This is a genomic window from Streptomyces sp. NPDC058646, from assembly GCF_042716875.1.
Taxonomy (GTDB): domain Bacteria; phylum Actinomycetota; class Actinomycetes; order Streptomycetales; family Streptomycetaceae; genus Streptomyces.
This window is the reverse complement of sequence record NZ_JBHXRK010000007.1, coordinates 129,901-146,164: the sequence shown is the minus strand read 5'-3', so window position 1 is coordinate 146,164 and position 16,264 is coordinate 129,901. Positions and strand designations below refer to the sequence as shown.

12 protein-coding genes and 1 pseudogene are annotated in these 16,264 nt (G+C 71.7%); 7 read left to right on the top strand and 6 right to left on the bottom strand.

Translation table 11 applies throughout. The features are described from left to right. The first annotated feature begins 39 nt into the window (after positions 1 to 39). Positions 40 to 3,627, top strand: coding sequence for a thiol reductant ABC exporter subunit CydD (gene cydD, locus ACFWUZ_RS11175; RefSeq protein ID WP_384370646.1), 3,588 nt, complete (start codon positions 40 to 42; stop codon positions 3,625 to 3,627). A 24-nt stretch (positions 3,628 to 3,651) separates the two neighbouring features. Continuing rightward, the gene (locus tag ACFWUZ_RS11170; protein WP_384370644.1) at positions 3,652 to 5,388 is read left to right on the top strand and encodes a GAF domain-containing sensor histidine kinase; all 1,737 of its coding nucleotides are present in this window, start codon (positions 3,652 to 3,654) and stop codon (positions 5,386 to 5,388) included. 29 nt (positions 5,389 to 5,417) lie between these two features. Here ACFWUZ_RS11170 and ACFWUZ_RS11165 read toward each other — a convergent pair whose 3' ends face one another. Then, positions 5,418 to 6,299 carry a Cof-type HAD-IIB family hydrolase gene (locus ACFWUZ_RS11165; RefSeq protein WP_384370642.1) on the bottom strand — a complete coding sequence of 294 codons (882 nt, stop codon included), beginning with the start codon at positions 6,297 to 6,299 and terminating at the stop codon, positions 5,418 to 5,420. Positions 6,300 to 6,560: 261 nt separating this feature from the next. On the opposite strand from ACFWUZ_RS11165, the gene ACFWUZ_RS11160 reads away from it, so the two are divergent. Further along, positions 6,561 to 7,463, top strand: coding sequence for an LLM class flavin-dependent oxidoreductase (locus tag ACFWUZ_RS11160; protein WP_384370640.1), 903 nt, complete (start codon positions 6,561 to 6,563; stop codon positions 7,461 to 7,463). Positions 7,464 to 7,539: 76 nt separating this feature from the next. Here ACFWUZ_RS11160 and ACFWUZ_RS11155 read toward each other — a convergent pair whose 3' ends face one another. After that, entirely contained in the window at positions 7,540 to 8,079 is a 540-nt protein-coding gene (locus ACFWUZ_RS11155; protein WP_384370638.1) for an RNA 2'-phosphotransferase, read from the bottom strand. A 134-nt stretch (positions 8,080 to 8,213) separates the two neighbouring features. On the opposite strand from ACFWUZ_RS11155, the gene ACFWUZ_RS11150 reads away from it, so the two are divergent. Continuing rightward, complete coding sequence (locus ACFWUZ_RS11150; RefSeq protein WP_384370636.1) at positions 8,214 to 9,062, top strand: aquaporin; 849 nt, start codon at positions 8,214 to 8,216, stop codon at positions 9,060 to 9,062. A gap of 168 nt (positions 9,063 to 9,230) precedes the next feature. On the opposite strand, the gene ACFWUZ_RS11145 is transcribed toward ACFWUZ_RS11150, so the two are convergent. From ACFWUZ_RS11145 to ACFWUZ_RS11130, 4 genes and pseudogenes are all read right to left on the bottom strand, one after another. After that, positions 9,231 to 10,145, bottom strand: coding sequence for a MerR family transcriptional regulator (locus ACFWUZ_RS11145; RefSeq protein ID WP_384370634.1), 915 nt, complete (start codon positions 10,143 to 10,145; stop codon positions 9,231 to 9,233). Between the two features lie 10 nt (positions 10,146 to 10,155). After that, a pseudogene (locus ACFWUZ_RS11140) lies at positions 10,156 to 10,621 on the bottom strand (metal-dependent hydrolase). Beyond that, positions 10,618 to 12,411, bottom strand: a complete 1,794-nt coding sequence (locus ACFWUZ_RS11135; RefSeq protein ID WP_384370632.1) for an SDR family oxidoreductase — start codon at positions 12,409 to 12,411, stop codon at positions 10,618 to 10,620. Before ACFWUZ_RS11135 ends, ACFWUZ_RS11140 begins: the two are co-directional and overlap by 4 nt. A 5-nt stretch (positions 12,412 to 12,416) precedes the next feature. After that, positions 12,417 to 13,274, bottom strand: coding sequence for a M24 family metallopeptidase (locus ACFWUZ_RS11130; protein ID WP_384370630.1), 858 nt, complete (start codon positions 13,272 to 13,274; stop codon positions 12,417 to 12,419). Between the two features lie 216 nt (positions 13,275 to 13,490). Between ACFWUZ_RS11130 and ACFWUZ_RS11125 the strand changes: the two genes are divergently transcribed. The 3 genes from ACFWUZ_RS11125 to ACFWUZ_RS11115 are packed head-to-tail and all read left to right on the top strand — an operon-like array spanning position 13,491 to position 16,256. Further along, on the top strand, positions 13,491 to 14,471 hold the full coding sequence (locus ACFWUZ_RS11125) for an ABC transporter ATP-binding protein (protein WP_384370628.1): 981 nt from the start codon (positions 13,491 to 13,493) through the stop codon (positions 14,469 to 14,471). Further along, entirely contained in the window at positions 14,461 to 15,348 is an 888-nt protein-coding gene (locus tag ACFWUZ_RS11120) for an ABC transporter permease (RefSeq protein ID WP_384370626.1), read from the top strand. The genes ACFWUZ_RS11125 and ACFWUZ_RS11120 overlap by 11 nt, the downstream gene beginning before the upstream one ends. Further along, the gene (locus ACFWUZ_RS11115) at positions 15,345 to 16,256 is read left to right on the top strand and encodes an ABC transporter ATP-binding protein (RefSeq protein ID WP_384370624.1); all 912 of its coding nucleotides are present in this window, start codon (positions 15,345 to 15,347) and stop codon (positions 16,254 to 16,256) included. Before ACFWUZ_RS11120 ends, ACFWUZ_RS11115 begins: the two co-directional genes overlap by 4 nt. Positions 16,257 to 16,264 lie beyond the last annotated feature (8 nt).

Sequence of the window (16,264 nt, the reverse complement as noted above, 5' to 3'; positions counted from 1 at the left end):
GCCGGCCCGGCCCCGCCCTTTCCCTGGGGGATGTTTCACGTGAAACCGATCGATCCGCGTCTGCTCCGGTACGCCCGCTCCACCCGCCTCTTCCTGGGGGCGGTGGTGGCCCTGGGTCTGGCCGGGGCCGGCCTGGTCGTCGGTCAGGCGATGCTGATCGCCGAGATCGTGGTCGGCGCCTTCGAGGAAGGCCTGGACGGCGGAGCGCTCCGGGCGCCGCTGCTGCTGCTCGCGGCGGTGGCGCTGGGGCGCGGGCTGATCGCCTGGCTGACGGAGCTCGCCGCCCACCGGGCGGGTGCGGCCGTCAAGTCGGAGCTACGGGGCAGGCTGCTGGAGCGGGCGGCGGACCTGGGGCCGGGCTGGCTGACCGGACAGCGGACCGGCTCCCTCGTGGCGCTGGCCACCCGGGGCGTCGACGCCCTCGACGACTACTTCTCCCGTTATCTGCCCCAGCTGGGTCTCGCGGTGGTCGTTCCGGTGGCGGTACTCGCCCGGATCGTCACCGAGGACTGGGTGTCGGCGGCCATCATCGTGGTGACGCTGCCGCTGATCCCGCTGTTCATGGTCCTCATCGGGATGGCCACCCAGTCCCGGATGGACCGTCAGTGGCGGCTGCTGTCCCGCCTGTCGGGACACTTCCTGGACGTGGTGGCCGGGCTTCCCACGCTGAAGGTGTTCGGGCGGGCCACGGCGCAAGCCGAAGCGATCCGCAAGATCACCGATGATTACCGGCGCGCGACGATGCGCACCCTGCGCATCGCCTTCCTCTCGTCCTTCGCGCTGGAACTGCTGGCGACCCTGTCGGTGGCGCTGGTGGCCGTGACCATCGGCATGCGGCTGGTCCACGGGGAGCTGGACCTCTACACCGGCCTGGTCATCCTGATCCTGGCGCCGGAGGCCTACCTGCCGCTGCGACAGGTAGGGGCGCAGTACCACGCGGCCGCGGAGGGGCTGTCGGCCGCGGAGGAGATCTTCGCGGTCCTGGAGACCCCGGTCGCCGGTGCAGCCGGTGGGAAGGTGCTGCCGGACGGCACCCCGCTGCGGATCGAGGTCGACGGGGTCGCCGTCCGCTACGAGGGGCGGGGCGAGGACTCCCCCGGGCCTGTCTCCCTGACGGTGGAGCCCGGGGAATGCGTGGCCCTCACCGGCCCGAGCGGGGCGGGCAAGTCCACCCTGCTCCAGGTGCTGCTGGGATTCGTGACCCCCACCGCGGGGCACGTCCGGGTCGGTGGCGTGGACCTGTCCGATCTGGCACCGGCGCAGTGGCACGAACGGATCGCGTGGGTGCCGCAGCGGCCGCACCTGTTCGCGGGGACGATCGCCGAGAACGTACGGCTGGCCAGGGCGACGGCCTCCGACGCCGATCTGGAGGCGGCCCTGAAGGATGCCGGGGCCTGGGAGTTCGTGACCGCCCTGCCATGCGGAGCGCAGACCCCGCTGGGCGAAGGAGGCGTGGGACTGTCCGCCGGACAGCGGCAGCGGCTGGCCCTGGCGCGCGCCTTCCTGGCGGACCGGCCGGTGCTCCTGCTGGACGAACCGACGGCGGCGCTGGACGGGGAGACCGAGGCGGGGATCGTGGACGCGGTCCGGCGGCTGGCCGTGGGGCGGACCGTGGTGCTCGTGGTGCACCGGCCGGCGCTCCTCGCCGTCGCGGACCGCGTGGTGACCATGACGGCGGGCGGCTGTGCAGGACCGGCCCCCGATGCGGCTCGTGGGGCCGGGTCCGCAAGCACGGCAGGAACCGGCGTCGGGACGGCCGAGCCGTCCGGGGGCGAGGCTGCCAAGGATCCCGGCGAGTGGATCCTCGGAGCCGCGCCCGAGCGGACCCGGGCCGCCCGGGCAACGGAGGCGGGCGGGGCCGATCCGCTGCGCCGGGTGCGGGCCGTGGCCAAGGCATGGCAGGGGCGCTTCCGGCTCGGACTGTTCCTCGGGGCGCTGGCCGTCGGGTGCGGCGTCGGGCTGATGGCCGTGTCCGGCTGGCTCATCTCACGGGCCTCCGAACAGCCGCCCGTGCTGTACCTGATGGTGGCCGTCACCGCGACCCGCGCTTTCGGGATGGGCCGGGCGGTCTTCCGCTACGCCGAGCGGCTGGTCTCGCACGACGCGGTGCTGAGGATGCTCGCGGACCTGCGGGTATCGGTCTACCGGCGGCTGGAGCGCATCGCGCCCGCCGGGCTGCGGGAGCACCGCCGTGGGGACCTGCTGGCCCGGCTGGTGGCCGATGCCGACGCCCTGCAGGACTACTGGCTGCGCTGGCTGCTGCCGCTCGGCACGGCCGTGCTCGTCGGGACCGGATCCGTCGCCTTCACCACGTGGCTGCTGCCCGAGGCGGGAGCCGTCCTTGCCGTCGGGCTGCTGGCCGCCGGAATCGGGGTGCCGCTCGTCAGCGGGGCGTGTGCCCGCCGTGCGGAGCGCAGGCTCGCGCCCGCGCGGGGCGAGTTGGCCACCCGGGTGGCCGATCTGCTCACGGGTACCCCGGAGCTGACCGTCGCCGGTGCCCTGGACGACAGGAAGAACCGGGCGCGCCGGAGCGACGCCGTGCTGACGGCCGTCGCCGCGCGGGGCGCGGCGGCCAACGGGCTGGGAAGCGGGCTCTCCGCTCTGGTCTGCGGGCTCACCGTCGTGGCCGCCGCGGCCGTCGCCGCGAGCGCCGTCCACGAGGGGCGGCTGGCCGGGGTGGCGATGGCTGTCGCGGTGCTGACCCCTCTCGCGGCCTTCGAGGCGGTCAACGGGCTGCCGCTCGCCGTGCAGTACCGACAGCGGGTGCGGCGCAGTGCCGAGCGGGTCTACGAGGTCGTCGACGCGCCGGTCCCGGTCGCCGAACCCGAGCAGGCGAACCGGCTGCCCGCCGAGGCCTTCCCACTGACGCTGACGGGGCTCACGGCCCGGCATCCGGGTCAGGAGCGGGACGCGCTGCACGGCCTGGACCTCACCCTGGAGACCGGCCGCCGCATCGCCGTCGTCGGCCCCTCCGGCTCGGGCAAGACCACGCTGGCCCAGGTCCTGCTGCGCTTCCTGGACCCGCGCGAAGGCTCGTACACCCTGGACGGGACGGATGCACGCCTGCTGGACGGTGACGACGTACGGACCGTCGTCGGCCTCTGTGCCCAGGACGCGCACCTCTTCGACAGCTCGGTCCGGGAGAACCTGCGGCTGGCCCGGACCGGGGCGAGCGAGGAGGAACTGCGGGGCGCCCTGGCAGCGGCCCGGCTGCTGGAGTGGGCCGACGGGCTGCCGGACGGGCTGGACACCTTGGTCGGTGAGCACGGTGAGCGGATCTCCGGCGGCCAGCGCCAGCGCCTGGCCCTGGCCCGGGCGCTGCTCGCCGACTTCCCGGTACTGGTCCTGGACGAGCCGGCCGAGCACCTGGACCTGGCCACGGCCGACGCCCTGACGGCGGATCTGCTGGCGGCCACCGAGGGGCGTACCACCGTGCTGATCACGCACCGGCTGGCAGGCCTGGAGGCCGTCGACGAGGTACTCGTACTGGACCGTGGGGCGGTCGTGCAGCGAGGGGCGTACGCCGACCTGGCGGCGGCGGACGGGCCGCTGCGGCGGCTGCTGGAACGGGAGAGGGCCGTGGACCGGAGCATGGCCGGGACTCGTCAGGCCGACTTTCCTCGCTAAAGGGGACTAACTAGGCTCAAGGGCATGTCAGAGCAGGAGTCGCCGCAACCGTCGGATCCATCACCCGGAACGCCGGACCCCCTGGAGGCCGCCACGGAGGCCACTCGGAGTCTTCAGGGCCTGTCCACCGAACTCACGGCCCGGGTGCCGCAACTGCTGGAGGCCATGAGGTCGGTCGGTACCGGCCTGGAACTGCACTCCACGCTGGACCGCATCTGCGAGACCGCGGCCGAGCTCGCGGACGCCCGCTACGCGGCGATCGGTGTCGTGGACACCGAGGGCCGCGGGCTCTCGGACTTCGTCACCCACGGGATCAGTTCGGAACTCGCCCGGAGGATCGGCCACCGCCCGGACGGGAAGCGGGGGCTGCTGGGCGCTCTGATCTCGCATTCCGACACGGTGCGGCTCGCCGATCTGACGAAGGACCCGCGGTCGGCCGGCTTTCCGGAGCACCACCCGCCGATGCGGACCTTCCTCGGCGTTCCGATCAGGGTTCAGGGGGAGATCTTCGGCAACCTCTACCTCGCCGAGAAGAACGGCGGCGCGGAATTCAACGACTACGACGTCCACATGGTCAGGGTGCTGGCCACCGAAGCGGGCATCGCCATCGGCAACGCCCGGCTCTACGAGGCCGCCACCCAGCGCGAACGCTGGATCGACGGCTCCGTGGCCGTCACCACCGCCCTGCTGTCGGGCGGGGACGCGGACGACGCCCTCGTCGTGGTCGCCGAGCAGGCCCGGCGCCTGGCGGACTCCTCCGCGGGGATCGTGCTGCTGCCGGCCGAGGAGGGCGGGATGGAGATCGTCGCCGTCTCCGCCGCGAATCCGGCCACCTCCCTGGGTGTGGTGATCCCGGCCGAGAGCCCGGTGGTGGACAGCCTGCTGCGGGGCGAGCCGGTCTTCGCGGACGACGTCGCGTCCGATCCACGCTTGGTCACGGAACTCACCAGCCAGTACGGGCCCTGCATGATGCTGCCGCTGCACAGTGGCGGGCGGGTTCTGGGCGCCCTGGTGACCCCCCGGGCCCGGGGCGAGCGCCCCTTCAGCGAGGCCGAACGGACCCTGGCCACGCAGTTCGCCTCCCAGGCGGCGCTCGCGCTGATGATGGCCGAGGCCCAGCGCGACCGTGAGCGGCTGGCTGTGTTCGAGGACCGCGACCGGATCGCCCGCGACCTCCACGACCTGGTCATCCAGCGGCTGTTCGCCACCGGGATGATGCTGGAGGGAGCCCAGCGCCGGTCCGTCGTCCCCGAGGTCCGGGACGGCGTCGGCAAGGCCGTGGACGAGCTGGACGTGACCATCCAGGAGATCCGCACCGCGATCTTCGCCCTCCAGCAGGGCCCCGCGGAAGCCCCCTCGGGGCTCCGGACCCGGGTGTTGCGTGAGATCAACATGGCCGCCGTACCGCTCGGCTTCAAGCCCGCTCACCGCTTCCTGGGCCCGATCGACGCGGTCGTGGGGGAGCTGGTCGGCAAGAACCTGATCGCGGCGCTCCGTGAGGCCCTGTCGAATGCCTTCCGGCACGCGGAGGCCTCACGGATCGAGGTCGTGCTGGACTCCACCATCACGCTGGCCGACGGACGGCCGGGTGTGCGGCTCGCAGTGGCCGACGACGGTGTGGGCATCCCCGAGGGCGGACGGCGCAGCGGGCTGCGGAACCTACGGCGACGGGCCGAGTCCCTGGGCGGTGCCAGCTCGTACGGACCGGGCATCGGCGAGAACGGCGGCGGCACCACCGTGGTGTGGGAGGCCCCCCTCTAGGCCGTCCTCGTGAGGCCCCCCTTGGCGGGTTATGCCTGCTGCTGTTCGTGCCGCTGGGCGAGGCGCTCCGCGAGGATGCGCTCGATGACCGCGGCGACGCCGTCCTCGTTGTTGGCGGTCGTCCGGCCGGAGGCCGCGGCGATCACGTCCGGGTGGGCATTGCCCATGGCGTAGGAGGTGCCCGCCCAGCGGAGCATTTCCACGTCGTTGGGCATGTCCCCGAAGGCCACCACCTCGTCAGGGGAGATCCCGCGCTCCGCGCAGCACAGCGCCAGGGTGCTCGCCTTGGACACGCCCAGACCACTGACCTCCAGGAGAGAGGTCGGGCTGGACCGGGTGATCGAGGCGTACGTGCCGGCGGCGGAGCGGGCAAGCGCCAGGAACTCGTCGGGGGCGAGCTCGGCGTGGTGCGCGAGCAGCTTGAGCACGGGCGCGGCTGTGCCGTCCGCGTCCTCGCCCAGGAGCTTCTCGGCACTGGCGATGTTCGCCCCCGAGTCCTTGAAGAAGGGCGGGTAGGCGGGCTCGTAGTTGATTCCGGTGGTCAGCTCGACGGCGAAGGAGGTGCCGGGGGCGGCCGCGCGCAGCGCATCCACCACGGACAGCGCGGCGGCTCGGGGAAGATCCCTGACCTGCACGAACTCCCGTCCGGCATGGAGGTCGACCACTGCCGCGCCGTTGGCGCAGATCGCCAGGCCGTGGCCGTGGACGTGGTCACTGACCACGTCCATCCAGCGGGCCGGGCGTCCGGTGACGAAGAAGACCTCGATCCCGGCCTCCTCGGCGGCAGCGAGGGCGGCCACGGTGCGGAGCGAGACGGACTTGTCGTCGCGCAGCAAGGTGCCGTCGAGATCGGTGGCGATGAGCCGGGGTGCGGGGGTGGGCCCGTCCGGGCGCTGGGGAGCCGAGGTCACGCTCCATCTTCACTCATCGACCCGGGCGGCCGGACCATGATCGGAAAGACCTGGCCGGGCGTCTGATGTTTCACGTGAAACATCAGCTGTGAGGGGAGGCGCTGTTTCACGTGAAACAGCGCCTCACCGCCCTCCGGGGGGAGCGTTCCTTCGTGGGCCGTGTCGTCCGTGGAGCTGATGAGCAGCGCCGGGCGGCGGGCGGTGAGGGACCGTGGCTGCGTGACGTGCAGAGAAAGCGTGGGGCGTCGTAGGCTCGAGTGCATGAGTTTGCGCCTGAGCACGGTGATCATTCCTGTACGTCCGTGGCACGAGGGAGGCCGGGACCAGTGGGTGCGGGCCGAGAGCCTCGGCTTCCACGCCGCCTACACCTACGACCATCTGTCCTGGCGGACCTTCCGTGACGGCCCGTGGTTCGGTGCGGTCCCCACCTTGACCGCGGCTGCCGCCACCACCGAGCGGCTGCGTCTGGGCACCCTCGTCACCTCGCCCAATTTCCGCCACCCCGTCACCCTGGCCAAGGAGCTGATCAGCCTGGACGACATCTCGGGCGGGCGCGTCACCCTCGGCATCGGCGCGGGCGGCAACGGCTTCGACGCCACCGCGCTGGGCCAGGAGCCCTGGACTCCGCGCGAGCGCGCGGACCGCTTCGCCGAGTTCGTGCCGCTGCTGGACCGGCTGCTGACGGAGGGCGCGGTGAGCCAGGCCGGCACTTTCTACTTCGCCGAGGAGGCCCGCAACATTCCCGGTTGCGTGCAGCGGCCGCGACTGCCGTTTGCGGTCGCAGCGACGGGGCCGCGTGGCCTGAAGCTCGCCGCGCGGCACGGCCAGGCCTGGGTGACCACGGGGGATCCGAAACTCTTCGAGGACGGCACCCCCGAGGAGTCGCTGGAGGCGATGCGCGGGCAGCTCGGACGCCTGGAGAAGGCCTGCGTGGAGATCGGTAGGGATGTCGCGACGATGGAGAAGGTCCTGCTGACCGGTTTCACGCCGGAGCGCAGCACGCTGATGGAGTCCGTGGACGCGTTCGTCGACTTCGCAGGCCGCCACCGCGAGCTGGGCTTCACCGAGCTGGTGGTCCACGCCCCGGTTCCGGACTCCGATTTCGCCGCCGACGAGGCCGTCTTCGAGAAGATCGCCACCGAGGCGCTCGCACAGCTGGGCTGAGCCCTCTCTTCCCGGGCTGCGGCCGCTCCCTCACCTTCTCCGCCGCGAGGGGAGGGAGCTCCCCTGGTGGCTCGCCCTACTGGAAGCGCAGGAACTGCGGCGGTACGGCGTCCACCAGCCACACCCCGTTGGCGCTGACCCGGAAGACGTGCCCGGCTGCGTGCATCGCTGCCGCATCCACGCTGAGCACGACCGGCCGGCCCCGCCGCGCGCCGACCCGGGTCGCGGTCTCCCGGTCGGGGGACAGGTGCACGTGGTGCCGGGCCATCGGGCGCAGCCCCTCGGTGCGGATCGGCTCCAGGGCGGCGGCGACGGTGCCGTGGTACAGGTAGGCGGGCGGTTCGGCCTCCGGAAGGTCGAGGTCCACGGACACCGTGTGCCCCTGGTTGGCCCGGATCCGGGTGCCGTCGACGGCGAACCGCTGCTTGTCGTTGGCGGCGACGACGTGGTCGAGCTCGGCGCGGCTGACGGCAAAGCCGTGGGCGGCTGCCGCGCGCAGCAGGTCGTCGATCTCCACCCACCCGTTCGGGTCGAGCACCAGTCCGATGCGTTCCGGCTGGTGCCGCAGGTGTTTCGAGACGTATTTGGACACCTTCACGGTGCGTCTGTCGTCCATGTCCCCAGCGTGCCCGGTCGGGCGGCCTTCCGGCAGGGATTTTCGGCGGTGCCGACCGGGGTGGACACCCACTATCGCGATTCCGAGATACGGAATACATTTTCCGCTGCCACGTCTGCCCACGGGGAGAAATCATGACAGCAACCGCTTCCCTTCCACGCCGCGCCGCCGCCGAGTTCATAGGTACCGCCGGCCTGCTCGTGGTGGTGACCGGCTCCGGAATCCAGGCCGCCGCGCTCACCCGCGACACCGGTGTCGCCCTCGTCGCCAACAGCTTCGCCTCGGCCATCGGTCTCGGACTGATCATCACCCTCTTCGGTCCGCTCTCCGGGGCGCACCTCAACCCGGTGGTCACCCTCACCTCCTGGTGGGCCCGGCGTACGGGCCGCCCCGGAGGACTCGGCGGCCGGGAAGCCCTCCTCTACACCGTTGCCCAGACCGCCGGGGCCGTCGGCGGGGCCGTTCTCGCCGACGCCATGTTCGGCCGCACCCCGGGAACCTTCGCCACTCAGGTGCGCGACGGGGGTCACCTGCTCATCGGTGAGGTCGTCGCCACCGCCGGGCTGGTACTGGTGATCCAGGGGCTCGAGCGGATCGGGCGGCCCCGGCTCATCCCGGCCGCGGTCGCCGCGTACATCGCCGCAGCGATCTGGTTCACCTCGTCCGGATCCTTCGCCAACCCGGCGGGCACCGTCGGGCGCAGCTTCAGCGACTCCTTCACCGGCATCGCCCCCCAGTCGCTGCCGGGCTTCGTCGCGGCCCAACTGGTCGGCGGGGTCCTCGGTCTGCTCCTGGCCTCCCTCCTCTACGGGAGCGCACGGACGCAGCGGAAGGAGCGCAAGGAAACGGTGGGACAGGCCGCGCGGACCACGGGGCCGGTGGAGGTGGAGACCGTCGCCGAGGTCGTGACGGGTGCCGTGCCGGGCTCCGGGCCGGTGGACGGAGCGGAGCCGGCGAAATCGGCGTACGAGACCATCGGCTGACACGGCCGGACACAACCGAGGACGCAGCCGCCCACCGTGAGCGGCGGCTGCGGCCACCGGGTGACTCGTCACCCCTGTTGTCCACAGCGATGCGCCAGTTGTCCACAGCTGTTTGGGGTGGTTTCTGCTGCAAACGCGTGATCCGCCCTGTGGACTACCGGCCGAGCGTCAGCGCTCGCCCCGGCGCGCCAGATCGTTCATCGTCCGGGCCTGGAGCTCCCGTTCCGTCGCGGCCCGGACGAACTCCGCCACGTGCTCGGCGCCCACCAGTTCCTGCACCGCCCGTACCGTCCCGGCGGGGAGTCCCACCGGAGCGGGTCCCGAGGGCTGCGGTGCCCCGGCCGCGCCCAGATGCCGCTGCAGGTGCCGCGTGGCGAACAGCCGCATCGCCCGCGCCAGCTCCGCGTCCACCGTCTGCTGGGCCAGCGGACGCAGCCTCCGGACCAGCGTGGCCGCCTCCGCCGCGTCCGCGTCGGTCGGCGGCACCTGGCCCAGATAGCGGGCGAAGACGTGCTCGGTGGTGAACTCCAGGAACCGCGAGGCGATGTGCTCCACCTGACCGCGCAGCTCCCGCAGGTGGCCCGTGATCGCCGACAGCGGCACCCCGGCCGCGTACAGCTCGGCGGCCACCGCGAGCTCCTGCGGGGAAGGGACCAGGAACTCCTCGGGGCGTCCCGGGATCCGTTCCAGGACCCCCAGCTCGCAGGCCTCGCCCACGGCGGTGTCGTCGGGCCTGCCGCCGAACCGTTCGTTCAGCTCCTCCCGGCTGATCCGGGCCGCCTCCTCGTCCGTCCACGGCCCGTGCACCTCGGCGACCAGCCCCAGGACGCCGCCCAGCCCGCGCCCCGCGTCCCACGCCTCCAACAGCTCCTTGATGGAGGCCAGGGTGTAGCCGCGGTCCAGCAGGTCCGCGATCTGGCGCAGCCGCGCCAGATGCGTGTCCCGGTAGACGTTGGAGCGACCCCGGCGCTCCGGTTTCGGCAGCAGACCGCGGTCCTGGTACGCCCGGATCGTGCGTACTGTCGCGCCGCTGTGGTGTGCCAGATCCTCGATCCGGTACTCGGCTACTGCCTGATCGGACAATCCCGGCTCCCTACGACATCGCGGCCCGGCCGACCGCGCCGGCTGCGGCCCGGGCGGCGGGTGAGGCCGCGAGGTACTCGACCGCCCTGCGCAGCGAGCCCTCTTGCGAGGGATGGTACGACCGCCGGAAGTAGCGGGGTATGGCCGTGCCGAGCTCTCTCCACGTGGGCAGCAGCCCCTTGGCCACCGCCCGGTTGTGCCCGCGGGGCGAACAGCGCTGCCGGCCGCCGAGTTCGGGGTCGTTGCGCATGAGGTACGAGACACCCCACACCCATAGCCAGGCCCCTCCTTGAAGACCCTGCGAACCACCGCTCCCCGGCGGGCAGCAGCAGGTGCAGCACGTTGATCACGTGGGTGGCGGTGGGCTCGTCGGGTATCCGGTGCAGCGGGGTGGCCTCCCAGCCGAAGGCCACCTTGCGCGGCGTGATCGGGTGCGCCCCGGCCCGGCCGGGCGCCGGGCCGCCGACCGGGTTCACAACGGGGGGTCCAGCTTCGCGATCGCCCGCAGGGTGCGCGGGGCGAAACGGGACATCCACAGGGCGCCCTTGGACTCGGGGGTCACCGGTACCACGGCCTCGTTGCGCACGACGGCCCGCAGGATCGCCTCGGCGACCTTCTCCGGGGGGAAGTTGCGCAGCCCGTACAGCCGTGAGGAGCGTTCCTGGCGGCGCTTCTCTTCGGCCGCATCGACCCCGGCGAAACGCGAGGTGGCGGTGATGTTGGTGTTGACGATCCCGGGGCAGATCGCGGAGACGCCGATCGACTTCGACGCCAGCTCCGCACGCAGGCACTCCGACAGCATCAGCACCGCGGCCTTCGAGGTGCTGTAGGCGGGCAGCGTCTTGGAGGGCAGGTAGGCGGCGGCGGAGGCGGTGTTGACGATGTGTCCGCCCTGGCCGCGCTCGGCCATCTGCTTCCCGAAGATCCGGCAGCCGTGGATGACACCCCACAGGTTCACGTCGAGGACCTTCTTCCAGTCCTCGGAAGAGGTCTCCAGGAAGGGCCCCGACAGACCGATCCCCGCGTTGTTGACCAGTACGTCCACGATGCCGTACTCGGAGGCGACCTTCGCCGCGAGCTTCTCCATCGCCTGCTCGTCGCTGACGTCGACGCACTCGCCCCAGGCTTCGGGGGCGCCGACGAGGCGCGCCATGTCGGCCGTGCGCGCCGCCCCCTCGGCGTCCCGGTCCACGGCCACCACGCGGGCACCGGCCTCGGCGAACGCGAAGGCCGTGGCGCGGCCGATCCCGCTGGCCGCGCCGGTGACCAGGACCAGCTGCCCGCCGAAGCGGTCGTCGTACTTCCCCGGTGCCTTCTGCTCCGGCGCTCGCGCGGCGGGTTCCTCCGTGGTGGTGACGAACTCGGTGATCCAGGCGGCCAGCTGGTCGGGCCTGGTCCGCGGTACCCAGTGCTTGGCGGGCAGCGTCCGGCGCACCAGATCGGGGGCCCACCGCTCCAGGTCGTCGTAGAGCCGCTCGGACAGGAAGGCGTCACCGGTCGGGGTGATCAGCTGGACGGGTACGTGCGCGTACGCGTCGGGCCGCGGCCTGCGCAGGCGGGGCCGTACGTTGTCGCGGTAGAGCCAGGCTCCGTGCGCCGCGTCCGAAGGCAGCGAGGCGGTCGGGTAGGAGCCGGCCGGGACCTTCTCGACGCGCTGGAGTATCCCGGGCCACCGTTTGCCGAGCGGGCCGCGCCAGGCCAGCTCCGGCAGGACGGGCGTGTGCAGCATGTACACGTACCAGGACTTGACGCCCTGACCGATGAGTTGCGCCGCCCGGCGGGGGGTGGGCCGCGACATCCGCTTCTTGATCCAGTGGCCGAAGTGGTCGAGGGACGGCCCCGACATCGAGGTGAAGGAGGCGATCCGACCCTCGGTCCGGGCGACGGTCGCGAACTCCCAGCCCTGGACGGAACCCCAGTCGTGGCCGACCAGGTGCACCGGCCGGTCCGGGCTGACCGCCTCCGCCACCGCCAGGAAGTCGTCGGTCAGTTTCTCCAGGGTGAAACCCCCGCGCAGCGGCTGCGGCGCCGTGGAACGGCCGTGGCCGCGTACGTCGTACAGCACCACGTGGAAGCGCGCCGCGAGCCGCTCGGCCACCTCCGACCAGACCTCTTTGCTGTCGGGGTAGCCGTGCACCAGCACCACGGTCGGCCGGTCCGTCTCGCCCAGCTCGACGACGCACAGCTCGATGCCGCCGGTGCTCACCCGGCGCTCGCGCGCGCCCGCCCGTGCTGACCAGGGTCCTGCCGCCTGTGCTCCGCTCATGCCGTTCATGCTGCCTTCTCCTCGGCCCAGCGCCGCACGTGCGGCAGATCGTCGTCCAGCCAGTAGGCGCTCTCCTCGGGGTCCCCGGAGTCGGTGACGACCAGGATCTCCTCGAACTTCGCGCCGGTTCCCCGGAACCCCAGATGCGGCTCCACCGCCCACAGTCCGGGCTGTGGCGGGTGGTCGGAGAAGCGGTACGGGCTCCACAGCGGGGACCAGCCCTCGCGGTGTCCGTGCAGGACGTCGGCGGCCAGCCCCTTGAGGGACTGGGTGCCGAACCCGAAGGCGGTCGGCGCCCAGCGGCGCTCCCTGACCCGGTCGATCTTGTGCGCGATCACGCCGAAGGGGTAGGCGCGGTGCCGGTTGGCGTACCCCTGCCGGTTCATCAGCCGTTCGACGTTCTCGTAGATCTCGCGCAGGGAGCGGCGTTCCCGCACCTGCTCGAGGATCAGCTCGCGGTGCGCCCGCAGGTCGGACATGAGCCGGTCCTGCACCGGGTTGAGCCCGAGGCTGCCCGAATAGCCGATGTCGGCGGCGTAGCCCTTGTAGACCGGCGCCATGTCGAGGATGAACGGCATCCCGGGCTCCAGCTGACGCTTGGTCGGGAAGAACTGCAGCGGGACCTTGAAGTCCGCGAAGGCGGTGCGGTCCCCGAACCAGGCGAAGGGGAGGTGGAACCAGTCGCGCACCCCGCGTTCGCGCAGCCACTCGCGCTGCATCCGCGCCGCCTCGCGTTCGGTTACCCCGGGCCGCAGCTGCGCGGCGACGGCTTCTGCACACGCATAGGAGAGGCGCTGCACTTCCCGGAAGCCGCTCAGGTCGGCGGTGCGTTGCGCGGTGCGTTGCTTGGTGTCCCCAGCCATGCCAGCCGTCCGTCCTGTAGCCGTACGCGCCCGTAAGTTGACACTGATGAATGTGACCATGACCGGAGGTCACGTCAAGGCCCGTGCACAGTACCTGTGGACAAACTTGTCGGGGCCACATCAGCCTCCAGTACGGGTCCGTACGCCGGAAGGCGGAGACGGGATCCAGCTCCAGGTCTGACGTTTCCGGCTGCCTGCGCCGTTAACGTCGAGCTCGTGACTGTCATCGCGACCGAAAGCCTGAGCAAGCGGTACCCCCGAGTGACCGCCCTCGACCGGCTCTCCCTGGACATCGGGCCTGGTGTGACCGGCCTCGTGGGTGCCAACGGAGCCGGCAAGTCCACGCTGATCAAGATCCTGCTGGGACTGTCCCCCGCCACCGAGGGCAGCGCCGCCGTGCTCGGCCTCGACGTCGCCACGCATGGCAACGCCATCCGTGAACGCGTCGGCTACATGCCCGAGCACGACTGCCTGCCACCCGACGTCTCGGCCACCGAGTTCGTCGTCCACATGGCACGCATGTCCGGCCTCCCGCCGACCGCCGCCCGCGAACGCACCGCCGACACCCTGCGCCACGTGGGGCTGTACGAGGAGCGCTACCGGCCCATCGGCGGCTACTCCACCGGCATGAAGCAGCGCGTCAAGCTCGCCCAGGCACTCGTCCACGACCCCCAGCTGGTCCTCCTCGACGAGCCCACCAACGGGCTCGACCCGGTCGGCCGGGACGAGATGCTCGGGCTGATCCGCCGCGTCTACACCGACTTCGGCATCTCGGTCCTGGTGACCTCGCACCTCCTCGGCGAGCTGGAGCGGACCTGCGACCACGTCGTGGTCGTCGACGGCGGCAAGCTGCTGCGCTCAAGCTCCACCAGCGACTTCATGCAGACCACCACGACCCTCGCGGTCGAGGTCACCGACTCGGACCTCCACCCGGACGGCACCGCCGCCCTGGGCAAGGCCCTCACCGCGGTCGGCGTCACCCTCGTCACGAGCGGGGAGCAGGGTCTGCCCGGCGCCGGCCACATCCTCCTCGTCGAGGCCACCGGCGAGGAGACGTACGACACCGTGCGTGACACCGTCGCCGACCTGGGCCTCGGGCTGGTCCGCATGGAGCAGCGCCGTCACCACATCGCGGAGGTCTTCCGCGACAACGACCAGACCGTCCAGCAGAAGGGAGCCGGTTCCGATGGCGCCTGACACCTCGACCCAGATCCACAACATCGGTTACCGGTCCTACGACGGGGACCGGCTCGGCCGCGCGTACGCCCGCAAGTCGCTCTTCTCGCAGTCCCTGCGGGGTGCGTACGGACTCGGCCGCTCCGCGAAGTCCAAGGTGCTGCCGATGCTCCTCTTCGCGGTGATGTGCGTACCCGCGCTGATCATCGTCGCCGTCGCCATCGCGGTCCCCGGCTCCACCGAGCTGCCGATCAAGTACACGACGTACGCCCTGACCACGCAGGTGATCATCGGCCTCTACCTCGCTTCCCAGGCGCCGCAGTCGGTCTCCCGCGACCTGCGCTTCAAGACCGTGCCGCTCTACTTCTCGCGGCCCGTCGAGCGCGTCGACTACGTCGTGGCCAAGTACGCGGCCATGGCCTCGGCCCTGTTCATCCTCACCGCCACCCCGCTGCTGATCATGTGGATCGGAGCGCTGCTGGCGAAGTTCGACTTCGGTGACCAGACCAAGGGATTCGGGCAGGGACTGGTGTCCGTACTGCTGCTGTCACTGCTCTTCGCCGGCCTCGGGCTGGTCATGGCCGCGCTCACCCCGCGCCGCGGCTTCGGCGTCGCCGCCATCATCGCCGTGCTCCTGATCCCCTACGGCGCGGTGACCGCAGTCCAGGGGATCGCCTACAGCACCGGGAACGCAGGGGCCATCGACTGGATGGGCCTGTTCTCCCCGATCACCCTGATCGACGGCTTCCAGACGGCCTTCCTCGGAGCGACCACCGCCTTCCCGGGCGGCGAGGGTCCCTCGGCCGGCACCGGCTTCGTCTACCTGCTCGTCGCCCTCGGCCTCATCGTCGGCTCGTACGCCGCCCTGATGGCCCGCTACCGGAAGGCCGGGCTGTGACCACCATCGACATCGACCACACCTCCCGCTGGTTCGGGAACGTCGTCGCCGTCAACGACGTGACCATGCGCATCGGTCCCGGCGTCACCGGACTGCTGGGGCCCAACGGCGCGGGCAAGTCCACGCTCATCAACATGATGGGTGGCTTCCTCGCCCCCTCCACCGGCACCGTCACCCTCGACGGCGCACCGATCTGGCGCAACGAGGCGATCTACAAGCAGGTCGGCGTCGTCCCCGAGCGCGAAGCCATGTACGACTTCCTCACGGGCCGGGAGTTCGTCGTCGCCAACGCGGAACTCCACGGCCTCGACGACGCGGCCGCCCGCCGGGCCCTCGCCACCGTCGAGATGGAGTACGCCCAGGACCGCAAGATCTCCACGTACTCCAAGGGCATGCGCCAGCGCGTGAAAATGGCGTCCGCGCTCGTCCACGACCCGTCCGTGCTGCTCCTGGACGAGCCGTTCAACGGCATGGACCCGCGCCAGCGCATGCAGCTGATGGACCTGCTGCGGCGCATGGGCGACGCGGGACGCACCGTCCTGTTCTCCTCCCACATCCTGGAGGAGGTCGAGCAGCTCGCCTCGCACATCGAGGTGGTGGTCGCAGGCCGGCACGCCGCCTCCGGCGACTTCCGCAAGATCCGCCGCCTGATGACGGACCGACCGCACCGCTACCTCGTCCGCTCCTCCGACGACCGGGCCCTCGCCGCGGCCCTGATCGCCGACCCGTCCACGGCCGGTATCGAGGTCGACCTGAAGGAAGGCGCCCTGCGCATCCAGGCCGTCGACTTCGGGCGTTTCACCGAGCTGCTCCCGCGGGTCGCCCGCGCGCACGGCATCCGGCTGCTGACGGTCTCGCCTTCCGACGAGTCCCTCGAGTCGGTCTTCTCCTACCTCGTCGCGGCCTGAAGGAGCTG

Excerpts from the sequence above, each read along its gene's own strand:
- ACFWUZ_RS11170 (WP_384370644.1), top strand. The coding sequence starts at position 3,652 with ATGTCAGAGCAGGAGTCGCCGCAACCGTCGGATCCATCACCCGGAACG.
- ACFWUZ_RS11160 (WP_384370640.1), top strand. The coding sequence starts at position 6,561 with ATGAGTTTGCGCCTGAGCACGGTGATCATTCCTGTACGTCCGTGGCAC.
- ACFWUZ_RS11155 (WP_384370638.1), bottom strand. The coding sequence starts at position 8,079 with ATGGACGACAGACGCACCGTGAAGGTGTCCAAATACGTCTCGAAACAC.
- ACFWUZ_RS11150 (WP_384370636.1), top strand. The coding sequence starts at position 8,214 with ATGACAGCAACCGCTTCCCTTCCACGCCGCGCCGCCGCCGAGTTCATA.
- ACFWUZ_RS11135 (WP_384370632.1), bottom strand. The coding sequence starts at position 12,411 with ATGAGCGGAGCACAGGCGGCAGGACCCTGGTCAGCACGGGCGGGCGCG.
- ACFWUZ_RS11130 (WP_384370630.1), bottom strand. The coding sequence starts at position 13,274 with ATGGCTGGGGACACCAAGCAACGCACCGCGCAACGCACCGCCGACCTG.
- ACFWUZ_RS11120 (WP_384370626.1), top strand. The coding sequence starts at position 14,461 with ATGGCGCCTGACACCTCGACCCAGATCCACAACATCGGTTACCGGTCC.